This window comes from Streptomyces sp. NBC_01166, from assembly GCF_045039765.1.
In the GTDB taxonomy this organism is placed as follows: domain Bacteria; phylum Actinomycetota; class Actinomycetes; order Streptomycetales; family Streptomycetaceae; genus Streptomyces.
Genome location: NZ_CP108613.1, coordinates 693,888 through 713,669, shown reverse-complemented (window position 1 = coordinate 713,669; position 19,782 = coordinate 693,888). Strand labels below are relative to the sequence as shown.

At 70.9% G+C, this 19,782-nt stretch carries 16 protein-coding genes and 2 pseudogenes; 10 read left to right on the top strand and 8 right to left on the bottom strand.

Features of this window, described 5'->3' with window-relative positions; translation table 11 throughout:
* The first annotated feature begins 2 nt into the window (after positions 1–2).
* The 3 genes and pseudogenes from OG379_RS03495 to OG379_RS03485 form a co-directional block, all read left to right on the top strand.
* Positions 3–713 (top strand): ribonuclease H, encoded by a 711-nt coding sequence (locus OG379_RS03495; protein ID WP_405659138.1) that lies wholly within the window; start codon positions 3–5, stop codon positions 711–713.
* A 90-nt stretch (positions 714–803) separates the two neighbouring features.
* Positions 804–1,100: pseudogene (locus tag OG379_RS03490) on the top strand (alpha/beta hydrolase family protein); the annotation flags it as partial.
* Positions 1,097–1,213: pseudogene (locus OG379_RS03485) on the top strand (GNAT family N-acetyltransferase); the annotation flags it as partial. The pseudogenes OG379_RS03490 and OG379_RS03485, both read left to right, overlap by 4 nt.
* Here OG379_RS03485 and OG379_RS03480 read toward each other — a convergent pair.
* Positions 1,210–1,716: a DinB family protein gene (locus OG379_RS03480; RefSeq protein ID WP_405659136.1), complete on the bottom strand. Its 507-nt coding sequence runs from the start codon at positions 1,714–1,716 to the stop codon at positions 1,210–1,212. The pseudogene OG379_RS03485 and the gene OG379_RS03480 overlap by 4 nt on opposite strands.
* A gap of 138 nt (positions 1,717–1,854) precedes the next feature.
* Positions 1,855–2,310, bottom strand: coding sequence for an ATP-binding protein (locus tag OG379_RS03475; protein ID WP_393755026.1), 456 nt, complete (start codon positions 2,308–2,310; stop codon positions 1,855–1,857).
* A 189-nt stretch (positions 2,311–2,499) separates the two neighbouring features.
* Here OG379_RS03475 and OG379_RS03470 point away from each other — a divergent pair, with 189 nt between their 5' ends.
* From OG379_RS03470 to OG379_RS03455, 4 genes are all read left to right on the top strand, one after another.
* Complete coding sequence (locus OG379_RS03470) at positions 2,500–3,354, top strand: helix-turn-helix domain-containing protein (protein WP_405659134.1); 855 nt, start codon at positions 2,500–2,502, stop codon at positions 3,352–3,354.
* Between the two features lie 122 nt (positions 3,355–3,476).
* Positions 3,477–3,734: a WhiB family transcriptional regulator gene (locus OG379_RS03465; RefSeq protein ID WP_393754706.1), complete on the top strand. Its 258-nt coding sequence runs from the start codon at positions 3,477–3,479 to the stop codon at positions 3,732–3,734.
* A 41-nt stretch (positions 3,735–3,775) separates the two neighbouring features.
* Positions 3,776–4,105 carry a YkvA family protein gene (locus OG379_RS03460; RefSeq protein WP_393754704.1) on the top strand — a complete coding sequence of 110 codons (330 nt, stop codon included), beginning with the start codon at positions 3,776–3,778 and terminating at the stop codon, positions 4,103–4,105.
* A 37-nt stretch (positions 4,106–4,142) separates the two neighbouring features.
* Positions 4,143–6,044, top strand: coding sequence for a rhamnogalacturonan lyase (locus OG379_RS03455; RefSeq protein WP_405659130.1), 1,902 nt, complete (start codon positions 4,143–4,145; stop codon positions 6,042–6,044).
* 51 nt (positions 6,045–6,095) lie between these two features.
* Here OG379_RS03455 and OG379_RS03450 read toward each other — a convergent pair whose 3' ends face one another.
* The 4 genes from OG379_RS03450 to OG379_RS03435 all read right to left on the bottom strand — a co-directional run bounded on the left by OG379_RS03450 (position 6,096) and on the right by OG379_RS03435 (position 9,000).
* The gene (locus OG379_RS03450; RefSeq protein ID WP_405659128.1) at positions 6,096–6,542 is read right to left on the bottom strand and encodes a MarR family winged helix-turn-helix transcriptional regulator; all 447 of its coding nucleotides are present in this window, start codon (positions 6,540–6,542) and stop codon (positions 6,096–6,098) included.
* 75 nt (positions 6,543–6,617) lie between these two features.
* Entirely contained in the window at positions 6,618–7,532 is a 915-nt protein-coding gene (locus OG379_RS03445; RefSeq protein WP_405659126.1) for an alpha/beta hydrolase fold domain-containing protein, read from the bottom strand.
* 61 nt (positions 7,533–7,593) lie between these two features.
* Entirely contained in the window at positions 7,594–8,154 is a 561-nt protein-coding gene (locus OG379_RS03440) for a quercetin 2,3-dioxygenase (RefSeq protein ID WP_405659124.1), read from the bottom strand.
* Between the two features lie 114 nt (positions 8,155–8,268).
* A complete protein-coding gene (locus OG379_RS03435; protein ID WP_405659122.1) occupies positions 8,269–9,000 on the bottom strand; it encodes a VOC family protein in 732 nt (243 codons plus the stop codon).
* 224 nt (positions 9,001–9,224) lie between these two features.
* On the opposite strand from OG379_RS03435, the gene OG379_RS03430 reads away from it, so the two are divergent.
* Positions 9,225–11,660 carry a GH92 family glycosyl hydrolase gene (locus OG379_RS03430; protein ID WP_405659120.1) on the top strand — a complete coding sequence of 812 codons (2,436 nt, stop codon included), beginning with the start codon at positions 9,225–9,227 and terminating at the stop codon, positions 11,658–11,660.
* Between the two features lie 172 nt (positions 11,661–11,832).
* Positions 11,833–15,168 carry a LamG-like jellyroll fold domain-containing protein gene (locus OG379_RS03425; protein WP_405659118.1) on the top strand — a complete coding sequence of 1,112 codons (3,336 nt, stop codon included), beginning with the start codon at positions 11,833–11,835 and terminating at the stop codon, positions 15,166–15,168.
* Between the two features lie 114 nt (positions 15,169–15,282).
* On the opposite strand, the gene OG379_RS03420 is transcribed toward OG379_RS03425, so the two are convergent.
* The gene (locus OG379_RS03420; RefSeq protein ID WP_393754688.1) at positions 15,283–16,302 is read right to left on the bottom strand and encodes a LacI family DNA-binding transcriptional regulator; all 1,020 of its coding nucleotides are present in this window, start codon (positions 16,300–16,302) and stop codon (positions 15,283–15,285) included.
* A 221-nt stretch (positions 16,303–16,523) separates the two neighbouring features.
* Here OG379_RS03420 and OG379_RS03415 point away from each other — a divergent pair, with 221 nt between their 5' ends.
* Complete coding sequence (locus OG379_RS03415; protein ID WP_405659116.1) at positions 16,524–17,351, top strand: phytanoyl-CoA dioxygenase family protein; 828 nt, start codon at positions 16,524–16,526, stop codon at positions 17,349–17,351.
* A gap of 45 nt (positions 17,352–17,396) precedes the next feature.
* Here OG379_RS03415 and OG379_RS03410 read toward each other — a convergent pair whose 3' ends face one another.
* Positions 17,397–19,745: an AbfB domain-containing protein gene (locus OG379_RS03410; protein WP_405659109.1), complete on the bottom strand. Its 2,349-nt coding sequence runs from the start codon at positions 19,743–19,745 to the stop codon at positions 17,397–17,399.
* Positions 19,746–19,782 lie beyond the last annotated feature (37 nt).

The window sequence follows — 19,782 nt, the reverse complement described above, 5'->3', positions numbered from 1 at the left end:
GCATGGACGAGCGCATCATCGCCGCGTGTGACGGGGCATCGAAGGGCAATCCGGGACCTGCCGCCTGGGCGTGGGTCGTGGCCGATGACCAGGGGAACCCCCAGCGGTGGGAAGCGGGCCCGCTGGGCACCGCAACCAACAACGTCGCCGAGCTCACCGCCCTGCTGGAACTGCTGAGGTCGACCGATCCGGCCGTGCCCGTCGAGGTGCGCATGGACTCGCAGTACGCGATGAACGCGGTGACCAAGTGGCTGCCGGGGTGGAAGCGCAACGGCTGGAAGACGTCGGCTGGCAAGCCGGTCGCCAACCGGGAGCTGGTGGTCGGCATCGACGAGCTGTTGAGCAGCCGCGCGGTGACCTTCCGCTACGTGCCGGCGCACCAGGTGGACGGCGACCCGCTCAACGCTCTGGCCGACCAGGCCGCGAGCGAGGTGGCCGTCTCGCAGCAGGCGGCGGGGACCGCGTACGGCACGGCGGACATGCCGGTGCCCGCGCCCGCCCGCTCGACGAAGAGCCGGACGGCGGGCGCGGCCAAGGGCGGGTCCACGAGCGGGTCCACCGGCGGCTCCACGGGCCGGGCGCGCTCCGCCGCCACGATCAGGGCGAAATTCGCGGGCCGGTGCCACTGCGGGAAGCCGTACGCGGCCAAGGACATGATCGCCAAGAACCCGAACGGCTGGGGCCACCCGGAGTGCCGGACGGCGCCGGCCTGAGCGGTCCCGGCCGGGGGAGTGGCTCCGTGGCATCCGGGCCACGGAGCCCGCGCGAAAACCGATGGCGAACCACGGCGACCGGCTGTTAATCGGATTCCCGGCACTCTATGGACGCCCCTGTCCGCCGAACCGGCTCCGCTGATCCTCATGGCCCACAACAACGGCCTGCCCAAGGGCGAACCCCGGCCGGTGGCCAGGGCCCGGTACTCCGCGGCGTGCGGCTACGCGGTGGCCTCCATCGATGCCGCCGGGTGCGGCGACCGGCCCCGTTCCGCCGCCGACGAGCAGGCCCGCGCCGAGCTCCGACGGGCGACGCAGTCCGGTCAGCCGGTCGACGACGTCTTCGAGTCCTTGATCGGCCCGCTGGTCGAGAAAGCGGCCCCGGAATCGTCCTGCTCTTCGCGGACCTGGCCAATCCCACCGGCAACGGTCTCTACCAGCGGCTCGGGTACCGCCCGGTCGCCGACTTCGCGGTGTACGACTTCCAGGACCTGTCCTAGTCCCCGGTCGTGCCGTCGAGCATCTCGCGCAGGATGTCCAGGTGGCCGTTGTGGCGGGCCGTCTCCTCGATGAGGTGGTGCAGGATCCAGCGCAGATCGACGTGGAGTCCGTCGCGGACGGCTCCCTGGGCCTGCTTGTCCAGGTCGTTCCCGTCGACCAGTTCGCGGTGGAGGGCGCTCTGTCCGGCGTACTCGTCGAGCAACTGCGCAAGCGGGAAGTCGACGGCGATACGCATCTCGCGGTCGGGGTCCTCCTCGGTCCAGGGCCCCCGGTCCTCCTCGCCGAGGAAGACCACCTGGAACCAGTAGTACTCGACCCAGCGGAGGTGGTTGATCACTCCGCTCATGGTCATGAGGGGTGAGCCCGGCAGGAGCGCCCTGCGGGCGTTCTCCGGCGAAACGCCCTCGCACTTGGCGCGTGCGGTGTCACGTGTGTAGTCGAGAAACGTGGTGAGCTGGGTGCGCTCGTCCCATGCGGGCGGTGTGTCATCGATTCTGGTCATCGCGCGAAGCGTCCCTGATCAGCGCGACCCATGTCGAGGCATTTATCTGCGGGGCCGGCCTGCCTCACCCGGCTCCTCGTCCGACGGGCCGATACAGCGATCCGGCACGGGTGAACCACCCGCCCGCGTCCCGACGCCTCAGATGTCGGCCCAGACGAGTCGGCCGGACACGCTGCTGCGCGTGCCCCATCGCGCCGCGAGCGCGTCCACGAGCATCAGGCCCCGGCCGTCCTCGGGCACCGACGCGAGACTGAAGCCGTCGTCCGTGCCGTCCGGCCCGCCGAAGGCCACCGGGCCGGGGCCCTCCGCGCCGTGCGGGCTCTCCGCCGGGGTGCCGGGCGGCCGGTCCCGTGGACCGGGGAGTTTCGGCACGTGGCGCCGCCCGCGGTTCCACACGCAGATGCGCAGCCGGCCGGGCGTCCGCAGGAGACGGCACCGGATCCGCCGGCCCGCGGTGTGCTCCACCGCGTTCGTCACCAGCTCGGTCACGACCAGGGCCGCCGTCTCGACGCGTTCGTCGGGTTCTCCCCAGCTCCGCATGGCTTCCTGCACGCGGTGCCTCGCCACCGGGACGGCCCGGGGAAGGCGGGGAATCCACCAGCTCTGTGCGCTCCGCCCGCCCGATTCCTCCGGGGCGGAACGCGCGCACGCAACTATTTCCGACATGTACGTACTGTCCGTGCAAAGTGCATACTTTGCAAGAGGCAGAATGTCAGGATGGTTCCGAATCGGCGCCGGGACCGCTGCGACCGCGCCCGTCGGAGCTTGTGAGAAGGGACGTGGATGAGGCCCCGGTCCGGCCCCACCGTTGAACACCGTGTCCTGGCGGCGCGCCTGCGGATGCTCCGGGAGCGAGCGGGCGTCAGCCTCCAGGCGGCTTCGGTGGCACTCGGTGCCCATCCCGCCACCGTCCGGCGAATCGAGCGTGCCGAGACCGGGCTCGACGCCCATCAGGTCCGGGTCCTCCTGGAGCGTTACGCCGTGTCCGACGAGGAGGCCGAGCCGATCATGGCCGGCATCGCGGCCGCGAACCTGCCGGGCTGGTGGCACGCGTGGCGGGACGCGATGGACCCGTGGCAGCAGGAGGTCATCGGCATCGAGTCCTCCGCCGCGCTCGTCCGGACCTGGCACCCCGCTCTGGTCCCCGAGCTCCTGCGCACCCCGGCCTACGAGGCGGCCCTGTGCCGCAGCCTGACCGCCGATCCGCCCCCTCGGCGCGACCGGCACCTCGAACTGCTGGCGGAGCGGCAGCGACGCCTGGAGGCGCGCGGCGCGGCCCTCTGGGCCCTGTTCCCCGCCGCGGCCCTCCGTACGACGGTCGGCGGACCCTCCGTGATGGCCGGACAACGGGCGGTGCTGGAGGAGGCGGCCCACCGCCGGCACCTCACGGTGCAGGTGGTACCCCTCGACGCCCCACCGCACCCGATGACCGGTGTGCCACCGCTGCATCTGCTGCGCGTACCGGCCCCGGAGATCGGTGACCGCGCTGTCCTGGAGACCGCGGGGGCGCGGGTGGACGTCATCGACGACCCGGCCGCCGTCATGCACTACCGCATCCGGCTGGACAGCGCGTGCGCGGCTGCCCCGCACCCGGGCACGCCGCTGCCGGAAGGCGGACCGGATTCCGGAAACCCCTGAAGGCCGGGCCCGTTGGGGTTTCGATCGCCGTATGACGGTCACGCGCACAGTGCGGTACCCGAAAACCAGGCGCGATCCAGCAGAGACCGACGGACCGTTCCCAGCGAGAAGGAGTGAGAGAGATGGACAACTGGCGCATGCACGCGGCATGCCGCGAAGAGGACCCCGACCTGTTCTTCCCCATCGGCAGCACCGGGCCCGCACTCGTGCAGGCCGAGGAGGCCAAGGCCGTCTGCGGGACCTGCCCCGTGCGGGAACAGTGCCTGGAGTGGGCGCTGGAGAACGGACAGGACTCGGGTGTGTGGGGAGGCATGGACGAGAACGAGCGCCGTGCCCTGAAGCGCCGTCGCGCCCGTCAACAGGCCAGGAGCCACGGGTGAAGCCTCCGCGCTCCGGCCGCCCGGCCGGGAGACGATGAGCCATGGACACCTCGGTCTGGCTCATCATCGGCGCGCTCGTACTCCTGCTCATGGCAGGTGCCGCCCTCGTCCTGCTGGTACGGGTGATCCGGGCCAGAAGACTCCTCATCGACGCCGGCATCCCCCTGCGGAACAAGGCGCTCGTCTGGGCGGCGGTGATCTACACCGTGTCGCCCGTGGACCTTCTGCCGGACCCCGTCTACCTCGACGACATCGGGTTCCTGCTGCTGGCCCTGCGCTCACTGCACGCCGCGGCGGGTGCGGTGCGGGGGCGGCCCGCCATGACGGAGAAGGAGACCCGCGGCAACCTTTCGGCACCCGGGAGCAACTGAGGGGGCGTAAGCCGTCCCCTGCCGGAAGGTGCCTCCCGTGGAGCCTCTGCTTCCCCACACCGCTTCCCGCCCCCGCCGCAGACGCCGCATCACCCGTACCCGCGCGCTGGTCGGCGCCCTGGCGGCCGGGCTGCTCGCCGCCGGCGGGCTCGTAGCCCTCGGCCCCGCCTCGCAGGCCGCCACAGCGCGGCAGGCCGAGGCGCTCGACCGCGGCGTCGTCAGCGTGCACACCGACAGCGGAAACCTCGTCAGCTGGCGCTGGCTCGGTACCGACCCCGACAACGTGGCGTTCAACGTCTACCGGGCGGGCACCAAGGTCAACGCCTCGCCGGTCACCGCCTCGACGAACTACTTCCACTCCGGTGCGCCCGCCACCGCCGACTACACGGTCCGCGCGGTCGTCGACGGCGTGGAGCAGAGCGACTCCGTGCACGCGATCCAGTTCCGCACCGGATACAAGGACGTGCCCATCAGCCCGCCCGCCGGCGGGACGACACCCGACGGGGTCGCCTACACCTACGAGGCCAACGACGCGTCCGTCGGTGACCTGGACGGCGACGGCGCCCTCGACTTCGTACTGAAGTGGCAGCCCACCAACGCCAAGGACAACTCCCAGTCCGGCTACACGGGCAACACGGTCATCGACGGGATCCGCCTCGACGGCACCCGGCTCTGGCGGATCGACCTCGGACGCAACATCCGCTCGGGCGCGCACTACACCCAGTTCCAGGTGTACGACTACGACGGTGACGGCCAGGCCGAGGTGGCCATGAAGACCGCCGACGGCAGCGTCGACGGTGCCGGCAGGGTGATCGGCAGTTCCTCCGCCGACTACCGCAACTCCTCCGGATACATCCTGTCCGGCCCCGAGTTCCTGACGATGTTCAACGGGAGAACCGGGGCGGCGATGGGCACTGTCGACTACGTCCCCGCGCGCGGCACGGTGTCCTCGTGGGGTGACTCCTACGGCAACCGGGTCGACCGCTTCCTCGCCGGCACGGCCTATCTGGACGGCGCCAGGCCGTCCCTGATCATGGCGCGCGGCTACTACACGCGCAGCGTCATCGCCGCCTGGGACTGGCGGGGCGGCACCTTCACCCGGCGCTGGACCTTCGACACGAACAGCTCGACCAACTCCGGCAAGGGATACGACGGCCAGGGCAACCACCAGCTGTCCATCGCCGACGCCGACGGTGACGGCAAGGACGAGATCATCTACGGCGCCATGGCCGTGGACGACAACGGGAGCGGACTGTGGACCACGAAGAACGGCCACGGCGACGCCATGCACGTGGGGGACCTCGACCCCTCCAGGGCGGGCCTGGAGGAGTTCAAGGTCGACGAGGACAGCTCCAAGCCGTCCTCATGGATGGCGGACGCCAAGTCCGGCCAGATCCTCTGGTCCACTCCGGCGAGCGGGGACAACGGACGCGGCGTGTCCGGTGACATCTGGTCCGGCAGCGCGGGCGCCGAGTCCTGGTCCTCCGCCGTCTCCGGCGTGCGCGGACCGAAGGGTGACGTGGTCACCAGCCGTAAGCCGTCCAGCTCCAACTTCCTGTCCTGGTGGGACGGCGACACGACCCGTGAACTCCTCGACGGCACCCACATCGACAAGTACGGCACCTCGGCCGACACCCGCCTGCTGACCGGGGCCTCCGTCCACTCCGGCAACGGCACCAAGGCCACGCCCGCGATCTCCGGCGACCTCTTCGGCGACTGGCGCGAGGAAGTCGTCTGGCCGACCACCAACAACACCGCGCTGCGGATCTACTCCACGCCGCACGAGACCGGTACGAAGATCACCACTCTGCTCCACGACACCATGTACCGGACCGCGCTGGCCTGGCAGAACACGGCCTACAATCAGCCGCCGCACCCCAGCTTCGCCATCGGCAGCGGGATGGCGACCGCGCCGCGGCCGAGCATCACCACGCCGTGACGTACCGGCGGGCCGTGCCCCTGCCCAGGGGCACGGCCCGTCGGCCGAGGTTCAGGGGCCCGTCGACAGCAGGGGCGGTTCGCCCCAGGACCGCGTGAGGATGTCGCGCAGCAGCCCGGCCTGCGGACCGATGCGCTCCGCCAGGACGGCTTCTATGCGGGAGAGCATGATCTGTGCCCGCTCGTGCGCCCGGGCACCTTCCGGGGTGGTGCGGACGATCCGCGACCGGGCGGACGACGGATCGGGCGTCTGCTCCAGCAGGCCGAGGCCGATCAGGCTGTGCACCGCCTGGTGCGTCGTCTGACGGGTGACGCCCATCCGCCGCGCCAGCTCGGAGATCGAGTTTCCGTCCGGATCGAGCGTCGCGAAGACCGCGGCCTGCGCGGCGGTCACGGGCTGCTCACCGGCGGCCGTCATGCCGGCCAGCAGGGCGTCGTCGAACCAGCGTTTGGCCTCGCTGAGGAGCTGGGGCATGTTCGGTGCGGCGTCGGCGGTCATGGTTCCTCGATGGGCAGGCGGAGCTCCGAGCATAACGACCGGCCGCGTCGGCCCGGCACCCCCGCGTGCCCGTGATCAGCGGGTACGCGCGCGGGTGAACTCCACCGAACGCTCGAAACACTCGGTGACCCGCTCGTCGGGAACACCCAGCCACAGGTGCTGGGCCCCCTCGATCAGGCGGAGCTCCACGGGCGTCCCCGCCTCCCGCAGCGCGTCGGCCAGCCGGACGCTCTGCCGGGTGGGGACGGCCGTGTCGGCCGTCCCGTGCAGGAGGAGGAAGGGAGGGGCCTGCGCGGTGACGTGGGCCACCGGACTCGCAGCCCTCGCCCTCTCCGGGTCGGCGCCGGCCGCCGCTCCGAGGAGGCGCGCCTCGTAGGTGGCCGGGTCGTGGGCGTCGTAGCCGCCCCCGTGGTCCTCTGCGAGGGCGACCAGATCGCTGGGGACGTACCAGCACACGCAGCCGCGGACCGGGTCGATTCCCTCGGCCGGCGCCGAGAGAGCGGCGTGGGCCGCCAGGTGCGCGCCCGCCGACTCCCCCCACAGGACGGTGCGGGACGCGTCCACGCCCAGCTCGTCCGCGCGGGTGCGCAGCCAGCGCAGAGCGGCGGTGACGTCGTCCCGTTGCGCGGGGAAGTGGGCTTCGCCGCTGAGCCGGTAGTCGAGGCACGCGACGGCGAATCCGGCCTCGACGAGACGGGCGAACGGCCCCGGCCGCCAGGAGCGGAAGCGGGGCCCCAGGTTGTCCCGCAGACCGGTGTGCCAGCCGCCTCCGTGCACGAACACGACGAGGGGGACGTGAGCACCGGCGTCCTCCGGCAGCCATACGTCCAGCTCCAGCGCCCTGCGTCCTTCCAGCAGCTGGTAGACCGCTCCGCGCAGCAGCCTCACGCCGGGCGCGGGGCGTGAGGGGGACGGGAGCGGAAGCGTGGCCGGGTCCGGCGGGGCGGGAGGCACGAAGGGGGAGGAGGGGGGATCGGAGGGCAGCGGCATGGACCTGACTTTCGTGGGGTGCGGGCGTTCCTCAGGGCGGGAGCGGGCAGCGAACGGCCGGTCAGTCCCGGGTGCGCCACTGCTGGCCGGGCATGAAGCGGACGTCGAACTGCTCCGGCACCGTGCCGAACTTCTGCGGCTCGGGGACGTACGGCTCGCGCGGCAGGGTCAGCTCCTCGGTCGGCGTCCCGAGGTTCTCGAAGAAGCGCTCGAAGGTACCGCCCGGCCCCGCGGCCACCCCGATGATCTGGCTGTGATGGCGCTCGATGCGGTAGGCGTGCGGGCAGTTCTTGGGCACGAAACCGAAGTCGCCGGTGGTCAGCAGCTTCTCGTACTGCTCACCTTCCTGGTCCTCGACGAAGAGCCGGGCCGCGCCGCTGCCGATGTAGAACACCTCGTAGGTGTCCGTGTGCATGTGCGCGGGGATGATGTCGCCCTTCACCCCCTCGACGGTGAAGAAGTTGAAGGCGTTCTCGGTCTGCTCGCCACCGGCGTAGACGGTCACGAGGTCACCGAAGAGGTGGGCCCGGTCGCCCATGCCCTTCTCGATGAAATACGGCTTGCCCGGCTCCGGGGGGATGTGGGAGCGGGTGCGGTACTGGGTGGCGTACTCCATGGTCATGGTGAACCTCCGGGATCGGCTCCGACTGAAACGTCAGGCTACCTGACAGTTCACGTGGAGTGAAGGGCGGACACCCCGGCTCCCCTCCGAGGCGGCGGGCGGGACCGCCCGGCCCTACTCGCCGGTCACGGGATCGCGCCCGGTGAGGCAGTAGACCCCGCCCGCAGGGTCCCGCATCACCGTCCAGCCGTCGCCGTCGCGCACGAACTCGGCGCCCTGCCCTTCGTGTTGCGCCCGTTCGGCCGCCAGGTCCGAGCAGGCGAGATCCAGATGCGCCGAGGCGTGGCGGGGCTCGTCCAGGCGCTGGACGAGCAGATGGACGGGCAGGTCCTGCGACGGGCGGAGCATATGGAACTCCCGGTGGACGCCCGGGCGCGCCTCCCAGCCGGTCAGCGCCGCCCAGAACGCGACCTCCGCGTCGAACACGGCCGGTGACACGTCGAGACAGATCTGGTCCAGCCTGCTCGTGGCGCCGCCGGGGCCGGTGAGGACCGGCGGCCGCGCCCGCTGGCCCCGCCAGGGCACGACACAGAACGGCTGGCCGCCGGGGGAGCGCAGGACGGTCAGCTCCGGGTGCCGGGTCTCCTCCAGGGCGCCCAGCCGGAGGGCCTGTGCGGTGAAGGCGGCCATGTCGTCCACCGCCAGATCGGGATGGGCCCCTGCCTCCCCTCCCACCGCCTGCACCGCAAGGCAGGCGTCGGCCCCGCCCGGCAGCAGGGTGGTGAATTCGCTCCGCTCTCCCCACGGCGTGGAGACCTGGGTGCCGGTGACCGCGCTCCAGAAGGCGGCGGCGCGACCGGCGGCTGCTGCGGGCCGGTCGATGAAGGCGTACGTCCAGCGGATCACGGTGCTCCTCTGCTACGGCTCGGTGCTTCTTCCGGCAGTCTCCATCGTGTCAAAGCGTGACCCCGGGGCCCCGTTCATCACGCGTTCACCGGTCGGATCCGTCCGCGGCATTCCCTGGCACGCCGCGGGCACCTACGCTCGGCGGCGAATCGATCAACGCTGTGGCGCCGTGGTCCGAACGGCGCTGACAACGTTGTCCCCCTCTGTCGGAGGTATCCGAGAACATGCCCTCCAGACCGACCCCGGCCCGGCGTCTCGCCGCACGGGCCGCCGCGATCGCCCTCACCGGCGCGCTCGCCGGCGCAGTCGTGCCGCCGGCCGCCGAGGCCGAGGCGCTGGTCGCGCGCCCCACCGCCCACGTGGACCCGATGATCGGTACGGCGAACGGCGGCAACACCTATCCCGGCGCGGTCCGTCCGTACGGCATGATCGCCTGGTCCCCCACCAGCACCACGGGTGACCAGACGAGCACCGGGGCGGCCAACGGTTACGAGTACGGGGTCACCCGGATGCGCGGGCTGAGCCTCACCCATGTCAACGGGGCCGGGTGCAACCCCGGCGCCGCGGGCGACGTGCCGATCATGCCGTTCGTCGGCGACGTCACCTCCTCGCCGTCCGCCGACACGAAGGACGCCGTCTACGCGTCCGGCTTCTCGCACGATAACGAGCGTGCCGTTCCCGGCCGTTACACCGTCGGACTGGACTCCGGAGCCACCGCCGACCTGGCCGTCAGCGAGCGTGCCGGAGTGGCCGACTTCAGCTTCCCGGCGGACAAGCCCGCCAATCTGCTCTTCCGGGTGTCCAACTCCCTGAACGGCAGCGAGGATGCCGAGATCGAGATCGACACCGCCCACCGCAAGGTGACCGGTTCGGTGCTCACCGGGGCGTTCTGCGGCAGGCGCGCCAACGGCGGAACCAACAACCGCAAGAGCTACTACCGGCTCTACTTCAGCGCCTCCTTCGACCGCGCCTTCTCCACCACGGGCACCTGGCGCGACGGCACCCTCGCTCCGGGCGCCACCGGTGGGAGCGGCGGCGAGGGATACGCCACCGGGGCCGACCGCGCCGGGCGCGGTTCCGGTGGCTGGGTCGGCTTCGACACCGCGGCCGACGACGACGTCCGCATGCGGATCGGGATCTCCTACGTCAGCCAGGCGGGCGCCGAGGCCAACCTCCGCCAGGAGATCGCCCCGAGGGCGAGCGTCGACGACGTGGCCCGCGCGGGATCCGCCGCCTGGGACCGCGAGCTCGCCTCCGCGCGCATCGGCGGCGGCAGCGACGCGCAGCGCACCGCGTTCTACACGGCGCTGTACCACTCGCTGATGCAGCCCAACCTGATCAGCGACAGGGACGGCCGCTATCCGGGCATGGACGGCAAGCCGCACCGCGTGACGCGCGGTCAGAAGGCCCAGTACAGCAACTTCTCCGGCTGGGACCAGTACCGCGTCCAGATCCAGCTCCTCGCCCTCCTCAAACCGAGGATCGCGGGCGACTTCGCGCAGTCGCTCTACAACTTCGCCCGGCAGAACGGCGGCGTCTGGGACCGATGGGTGCACGTCAACGGCGCCACACACGTGATGACGGGCGATCCCACGGCCGCCACCCTCGCCACGTTCTACGCGATGGGAGTACGCAACTTCGACTACGAGGGTGCCTTCGAATCCCTGGCACGGCAGGCCACGGTGCCCCACCCGGACGGACTCTCCGACGCGGGATGCCCCGGCCAGTGCACCGGCCAGCGGCCCAATCTCGCGCAGTACCTGGAGTCCCACTACGCGGCCCAGGACGTCTGCCACTGCTGGGGCGGTGCCGCCGAGACGCTGGAGGACGCGGTCGCCGACGCGGCACTCGGCCGTTGGGCCCGGCTGCTCGGGCGCGACGAGGAGGCCGACGCATTCGAGGAACGCGGCCTCTGGTGGCGCAACGTCTTCAACCCCGAGGCCGGCGACGGCGCCGGGACCACCGGCTACATCCAGGCACGCAACCTCGACGGCTCCTGGGTGACACCCTTCAGCCCGGGCAGCGACCGGGGCTTCGCACAGGGCACCAGTGCCACGTACACCTGGATGGTCCCGCAGGACGTGCGGGGGCTGGCCGAGGCGATGGGTGGCCGGGACGTGGCGGCCGGGCGGCTGGACGGCTTCTTCCACAAGGCGGACGGCTCCTGGTCGGTCAAGGGCGGCGACGCGCTGCGCTACGACCCGACCAACGAGCCGGGCATCCACGCCCCTTGGCTCTACAACGCGCTGGGGCAGCCGTGGAAGACCCAGGAGACCGTACGGGAGATCGTGAACACGGTCTACGGGACCGGCCCGCGAGGCCTGCCCGGCAACGACGACCTCGGCACCATGTCGGCCTGGTACGTCTTCTCGGCCCTCGGCCTCTACCCGCAGACACCCGGCAGCGCCACCATGCTGCTGGGAGCGCCGCTGTTCCCGACCGCGGTGCTGCACCGGCCGCAGGGCGGTGACATCCGGATCAGCGCCCCGGAGGCCGATGCGACACATCCGTACATCGACGCGGTGAAGGTCGACGGACGGACTGCCGACAGGTCGTGGACGGATGCCCGGCTGGTCACCCGCGGGGGGACGCTGACCTACCGGCTCGCCGACCGGCCGAACACATCCTGGGCCACCGGACCTGCGGGACTTCCGCGGTAGCGCACCGACCGGCCCTGGCCCGAAGCCCGGTGGGCGGCGCGACGCCGCTCGCCGGGCTCCGCCTGCCCGCCGTGGCGGGCGGGAGGGGTCTCAATTTTCTATCGTTGAAAAATCTGCGTGCACGACCGTTGTCAGCTGTTTGAGGCTGTGGCTCAATGTTCGACTATGTGCAGTGCTCCGCGGTTCGGGGCACTCCGGCTTCTTCGACGAGGACGACGCCTTGATACGACAACTAGCCCGCCCCCGCACGCTTTTCAGATCACTCGCCTGTACGGCGGCGCTGCTGCTCCCGCTCGGGGCCACCCTGGTGCCGACCGCCGCCGCGGCTCCCGCGGCCCCCGCGGCGGACGCCGCCACCGCCGCGGCGTTCACCAAGGAGGACCCGTCCACCGAGGTGCACGGTCTCAAGGGCGAGTACTTCGCCATGTCCGCCCCGGGCGCCCGCGACTTCGCGAAGCTCGGCGCGACCGCGCTCGACCCGGACATCAACTTCCCCGGTCTGACCGGTGCCTTCGAGTCGGCCACGGGGCAGACCGAGCACACCACCGCCCGCTGGACGGGACAGATCGAGGCCCCGGAGACGGGTGACTACACCTTCTCCGCCATCGGTGACAACGGCTTCCGGCTCTTCATCGACGACAAGGCGGTCATCGACCACTGGGAGCCGGACTGGGACAAGGAGCAGACCAGCGCTCCGGTCGCACTGAAGGCCGGAGAGGCGCACACGTTCCGGCTGGAGATGTTCCAGGACACCGGCGGGGCGAACATGTTCCTGCGCTGGTCGAGCGCGAAGCTCGCCAAGCAGATCGTGCCGGAGTCGGCCTTCACCCCGCCGTCCGACTTCGAGGTGTACCCGGTCGGGCTGACCGTCGCGGAGAACGGCCTCAAGGTGCAGGCGACCTTCGACCACGAGGTCAGCGGCATCAAGGACGTCAAGGACCACCTCGCCATCGAGGCGGACACGACACCGATGCCGGTGAAGTCGGTCGCCAAGGCGTCGAACAACCGCAAGGCGCTCGTCGTCACTCTGGGCGCCGCGGTCCAGAAGGGCCAGCAGCTCAAGGTCGTCTACGACGGCGAGGGCGGCCTGAAGAACGGCGACGAGACCGTACCGGAGATCAGCCGCAGGGCGAAGAACCTCTCCACGCACCGGCTGACCACGCCGTGGGGCGACAAGGTCGACCGCAAGAACCCGATGCCCGAGTACCCCCGCCCGCAGCAGGTGCGCGACGACTGGAAGAACCTCAACGGGCAGTGGGAGTTCGCCGGAGCCACCGCCGGTGAGAAGCCGGTCTTCGGCAAGAAGCTCGACGAGCGGATCACCGTGCCCTACCCGGTCGAGTCGCAGCTCTCCGGACTCGAGCGCCACGAAGACCACATGTTCTACCGCAAGCTCGTCACCGTGCCCAAGAGCTGGTCGGTCGGCAAGCGGGGCGACGACGACCGCCTGAAGCTCAACTTCGGCGCCGTCGACTACCAGGCGCGGGTCTGGGTCAACGGCAAGCAGGTCGCCGAGCACACCGGCGGCTACACCGCCTTCAGCGCCGACATCACCGACGCCGTCAAGGGCGGCGGCCCCCAGGAGATCGTCGTCGCGGTCACCGACACCACCGGAGCCGACCAGCCCACGGGCAAGCAGTCCTCGAACCCCAGCGGCATCTTCTACACGGCCTCCTCCGGTATCTGGCAGACCGTCTGGATGGAGCCCGTCGCCCCGGCCGCCGTCGACTCCCTCACGACCACGCCGGACATCGACAAGGGCCGTCTCGCCCTGACGGTCAACTCCGAGGACGCCTCGAAGTCCGCCCGTGTCACGGCCGTCGCCCGCGACAAGAAGGGCAAGGTCGTCGGCACCGTCACCGGCCGTGCCAACAGCGAGCTGAGCCTGCCGGTCGCCGAGCAGCACCTGTGGACCCCGGACGACCCCTACCTGTACGACCTCGAGGTCACCCTCAAGGACGGCCGCTCCAAGGACACCGTCGACAGCTACTTCGGCATGCGCTCCTTCGGCGTCGCCGAGGTCGGCGGCTACCAGAAGCTGGTGCTCAACGGGAAGCCGTTCTTCTCCCTCGCCCAGCTCGACCAGGGCTTCTACCCCGACGGTCTGAACACGGCGCCCAGCGACGACGCCCTGGTCTTCGACCTGAAGGCGCAGAAGGACCTCGGCTTCAACTCCGTCCGCAAGCACATCAAGGTCGAGCCGGCGCGGTGGTACTACCACGCCGACCAGCTGGGCCTTCTGGTGTGGCAGGACTTCGTCTCCGGCAACCTCACCGGCGAGAAGGGCCAGAAGGCCTTCCTCGACCAGGGCGCCGAGATGATGGAGCAGCTGCACAACTACCCCTCGATCGGTGCGTGGATCGTCTTCAACGAGGGCTGGGGTGAGTGGGACCGTACCGAGACCGGCAAGATCACCGAGAAGGTCCAGGCCGCCGACCCCTCCCGCGTCGTCAGCGCCCACAGCGGTGTCAACTGCTGCAACTCCAAGGGCGACTCCGGCAAGGGCGACATCATCGACCACCACGACTACAACAACACCGACCCGGCCTTCCCCGACGAGACGCGTGCCGCGATGGACGGTGAGCACGGCGGCTTCACCCTGCGGATCCCCGGCCACATGTGGCCCGGTGCCCCCACCGCGATCTACAGCGGTGTCGCGGACAAGGACGCCCTGACCGCCAAGTACGTCGACAACACCCGTACGTACTACCTGGAGGCGGCCGGCGCCGAACTCTCCGGCTCCATCTACACCCAGGTGACCGACCTGGAGAACGAGCTCAACGGCCTCTGGACGTACGACCGCCGGGAGATCAAGGTCGACGCCGCCAAGGTGCGGAAGATCAACCAGGAGGTCATCGCCGCCGGCGCGGCAGCGGGCGAGCGGGACGAGGTCAAGGGCGGCGGTGCCTGGTCCCTCGACGAGAACAAGGGCACCAAGGCCGCCGACAGCGGCCCGAACCACAAGGACCTCACCCTCTCCGAGGGGGCGTCCTGGGCACCGGGAGTGCAGGGCTCGGCGCTGAAGTTCAACGGCGAAGGCCAGTACGCGCAGACCGACGGCCCGGTCGTCGACACCACCGGTGACTACACCGTGTCGGCCTGGGCGTCGCTCGACGCGCTTCCGGGCAACTACGGCACCGTCGTCAGCCAGGACGGCCGACGCCAGGAGAACCCGTTCTACCTCCAGTACGGACAGGGCGGGTTCGCCTTCTCCACCCCGGGCGCCCACCGCGCCCGGCTGGAGATCAAGCCCGAGCTCGGCCAGTGGTACCACCTGGTCGGCGTGCGCAGCGGTGACGAGATCAAGCTGTACGTCGACGGCAAGCTCGCCTCCACCGCGGCGGCCGGCAGCGCCGACGTCAGCAGCGGCGCGCTGTCCGTGGGCCGCGCCAAGTGGTCCGGCGGCAACACCGACTTCTGGAACGGCTCCGTCGACCAGGTGAAGGTGTACGACAAGGCGCTCACCGACCAAGAGGTGACCGCGCTCCACGACGGCGAACAGCCGTAGGGAGCAACCCCGCGGAACCGCTCCCGGCAGCGTGCGCACAGGCCGCGCTGCCGGGAGCTCCGCGCTGTCCCCCGGTTCCGCCGCTCAACCTGTCGGCGCGGCGCGCCGCGGTGGTCACACCGGTGAGACCGCGGCTCCGGTGCTCTCCCGGACCACCACGCGGTGCGGGACCACGATCCTGCGGCCGGCCAGCGCCTCGAACCTCCCCAGGACACGCTCGGTCAGGCACTGCACCGCGCGTTCGGCGATCTGCTCCCGGTCCGGGGCGATCGTGGTGAGGGAGGGGACGGCGAACCGGCCGTCCTCGATGTCGTCGAACCCCATGAGCGCCAGATCCTCCGGCACCCGCACGCCCTGTTCCGCCGCCACGCGCAGCGCCCCGAGGGCCAGTTCGTCGCTGAAGCAGAAGACGGCGTCGACGGAACCGGGTGCCTCCAGCAGCTCACGCAGAGCCCGCGCCCCTTCGGCCCGGTGCAGGTCGGCCACCTCCACCTCGGCCACCGGACGCAGACCGGCCTCCCGCAGCCCTTGCCGGAAGCCCTCGGCACGCAGCTCGGCCGTTCCGTGGCCCAGCCCCGACTGCAGGCCGATCGCCGCGACACGCCGACGGCCCAGCGAGACGAGATGACGAGCGGCATCCCGCGCCGCCCCCACGTTGTCCAGAGCCACATGGTCGATCGACCCGTCCGGCTCCAGCTCGCCCAGGACGACCAGTGGCAGGCCACCGGCGAGTGACGCGAGACCGGCCGGAGACGTGGACCAGGGGCTGATGATCATCCCGTCGACCTGGTGGCCCTCGGACCCGTCCAGGAGCCGCCGCTCCAGATCCGCCCGCCCTCCCGTCCGCTCCAGGAGAACCGTCCAGCCGCGCTCCTGCGCCGCGTCGATGAGAAGGCCCGTCAGTGCGCCGAAGTACGGGGAGTGGATCTCGGGCACGACGACCCCGATGAGGCCCGTACGCCCCTGACGGAGATTGCGGGCGGCGAGGTTGGGGCGATACCCCAGCTCCTCCACGGCCGCCACGACCCGGGCGCGCGTGGCCGGGGCGACGGCCGCGGCGTTGCTCACGACGTTGGAGACGGTCCTGACCGACACGCCTGCGAGTGCGGCGACATCCTTGAGTCTCGCTGCCACAGCCGGTGCGCTCCCGTCCCTCTGCCTGCGGGGGCGGTCGGCGGACCGTGCCCTCTGCGCTGTGCACCGTAACAGGCCTGCCCTCCGACATCGCGTGCTACCTCTTGCCACGTTGCTTGCAACGTTGCAATATGGGCGCGTCGACAGGGCCGCAGGAGAGCGACACCGCGCCTGTGCCCGCCTGTTGTGCCCGCTTCCCGCCGTTGAAAGGGACCACTGCCATGCCCGAGACCTCCCTCGCCCCGAACCTCGACGCGGCCGTCCAGGATCTCTACACGGCCGGGATCACCGCGTGCCGGGGTGCCTTCACCCCGGAGTGGGCCGACGCGATGCGGGACGACATCGAGAAGGCCTTCGCCGAGGCGCGCGGCCGGGAGGGCGGGGCGGTCGGCCGGGGACCGCACCGCTTCTACGTGGAGATACACCCCGAGCAACTGCGGGGCTTCGTGGACCTCGTCGACCATCCGTGGGTGCGTGGGGTGGCCGAGGCCGTCCTGGGGGCCGACTACCGCATCGTCGAGCTGGGCTTCGACGTCCCGCTGGCCGGAGCGGTGAACCAGCCCTGGCACCGGGACTTCCCCATGCCGGAGGCCACCCGGAACCGGCGCCGGCTGACATCTCTGGCCTTCAACCTCACCGCCGTGGACACGCGCGACGACATGGGGCCGTTCGAGATCGCTCCGGGCACCCAGTGGGACGACGACCCGCGCTTCGGTCACGGCATGTTCCCTCCCCGGGACTCCTACCCGCGCTATGCCTCCCTCGCCGAGCGCAAGTACCCGAGGCGTGGGGACGTCTCGGCCCGTTCCGCCCTGACGATCCACCGGGGGACGGCCAACCACTCGCCCGACGCCCGGCCCGTCCTGGTGCTCGGCATCGACGCACCGGGGGCCGGCAACGACGCGCAGCACGACATGGCGGTGACCAGGGAATACTGGGCGTCGCTGCCCGGGCGGGTCCGCGCCCACCTGCACTGCCCGGTCGTGGAGGAGCTGACCCCCATCGTGCAGAAGCACACCATCGAAGGCCTGGTCATGGGCGATGCGTGACACCACCGGGCCCGGCGGCCGGCCCGCCGGGCCCGGGGCCTCACCTCAGGGTGCCCAGGGGGCGTCCACCGCCCACGTCGTGTCCTCGGTGAAGGTCGCCGCGTTGTCCCAGGCGTGACCGCCGCCCGGAGTGGCCAGCCACACCTCCGAGCCGATGTGGCGCAGATAGCTGCCGGGCAGATTGGCGCTCGACAGCCGCACGCCGCCCTGACCCGCCACCGCGCACCAGGTGGCGTCGGCCTTGAAGAGGGCCGAGCCGTCGCTCGCGTCGCGGCGGACCCGGAAGTCCCGGTGGCGCAGGTACTCACCGGGGTAGTTGCGCGACTCGAGCGAATAGCAGTTGCTGTTCGCCAGGCCGGTGACGACCTTCCACGTGGCGTCGTTCTTCAGCAGCGCGGTGCTGCCGCTGTCGACGACGGCCGTGTAGGCGAGCTCCTGGGAATGGCGCAGGTATTTGTTCGTGTGCCCCGGAGTGGTGACCCGGAGCGACCTGTTCCCGGTGGGCAGGGTGACCGGCGCCGGGGGAGTCCTCGACGCCTGGATCAGGGCCTGGTTGGCGGCCTTCACCCGGGCGGTGTCCACCTTGACCACCTGGCGGTCGTAGGTGAGCAGCCCGTTCGCCTCGTTCTCGACGTCCGTGATCTCCGTGTAGACCGAAGCGGAGAGCCCGGCGGGCAACTGGCCGACTCGGATGGCGTCGAGGAGGCCCACGAAACGGTCGCCGAGGGCGGAGAGGCTCGCCTGGTCCTCGTAGCTGAAGCCACCGCCCGGATACCACTCGTGGCCCGGCACCTTGTAGCCCAGGCCGCCGAACTCGCCGAGGACGGCGGCCCGGGTCGCGGTCGGCGCGGTGTTCCCGGGACCGACGTAGATGTGGTTGTCGATCACGTCGCCGTTGCCGCCGTCCACCGAACCGCAGCAGTTGACCCCGCTCATGTTGTTGACGAGCCGCGACGGGTCGTACGCCTTCACCTCGTCGGCGATCCTGGCCTGGTCGTACTGGCCCCAGCCCTCGTTCTGGTTCACCCACATGACCACCGATGGGGAGCTGCGGTGCTGGTCGATGACCGCGTGGTACTCGGCCTCCCACTGGGTCCGTGCCGCGGCGCCGGGGGTCTTCCCGGTGTCCATGGCGGGCATGTCCTGCCAGACGAGGAGCCCCAGCTTGTCCGCCCAGTAGAACCAGCGCTGGGGTTCGACCTTGATGTGCTTGCGGACCATGTTGAAGCCGAGGTCCTTGTGTGCCTGGAGATCGGACTTCAGAGCGGCGTCGGTGGGCGCCGTGTAGATGCCGTCGGGCCAGTAGCCCTGGTCGAGTGTCCCGGTCTGGAAGACGAACTTCCCGTTGAGGACCGGTCGCAGGATGTTGTCGACCTTCGCGATTCCGACCGACCGCATGCCCGCGTAGCCGCCCACCGTGTCCACCACGGCCGCCCCGTCGAGCAGTTCGGCGCGCACGTCGTAGAGGAACGGGTCGTCGGGGCTCCACAGCCGGGGGTTCGGCACCGGTACGGAGATGTCCGCGCCGGGGGCACCCGTCGCCGTACCCACGACCGTGCCACCGCTGGAGACGGTGACCCTCGCGCTCCGGCCGGCTGCTGCTGCCGCCTGCACCTTCACCCGCAGGGTGCTGTTCCCGAGGTCCGGGGTCATGTCCAGGCGTGTGACGTGCGACGCGGCGACGGGCTCCAGCCAGACCGTCTGCCAGATCCCCGAGGCCGCTGTGTAGAAGATCCCGCCGCCCGGGTGCGGGTTCACGTCGTTGATCCGCTGCTTGCCGACGGCCTGGCCACCGGTCTGCGTCGGGTCGTACACGGAGACCACGACGGTGTTCGTACCGCCGTTGAGCTGGGGAGTGATGTCGTACGAGAACGAGTCGAAGCCGCCCTTGTGGGCGCCGACCTGGGTGCCGTTGACCCAGACGGTGCTCTGCCAGTCGGAGGCACCGAAGTTGAGTACGGTGCGGCGGCCGTTCCAGTCCGACGGCACGGTGAAGGTGCGCTTGTACCAGAGCTTGTCGTTCTCGGTGATCTTGCGCTTGATGCCGGAGAGCGAGGACTCCGCGACGAACGGGACCCTGATCTGCTCGGAGAACGCCGCGGGCTGCCCGGCGTCGCGGCCGGTCACCGCGAAGTCCCAGACGCCGTTGAGATTGGCCCAGTCGGGGCGGGTCAGCTGCGGGCGCGGATACTCGGGGAGCGGGTTGTCGACGGACACCTGGTTGGTCCAGGGTGTCGTCATCGGCGCCGGCTTCGGTGCCCAGGCCGTGGGCGCGGCGGCGGCCGGGCCGGTGGCGGCTCCCACGAGCGCGGTGACGAGCAGTGCCAGCAGGCCGCTGCCGGCGGTCAATCGTCTCCATAAGGTACTGCGGCGCGGTGCGGGTGCGGATCGCATTCCAGGTACTCCTTCAGGAGGAGGAGCCCCCCGCGCC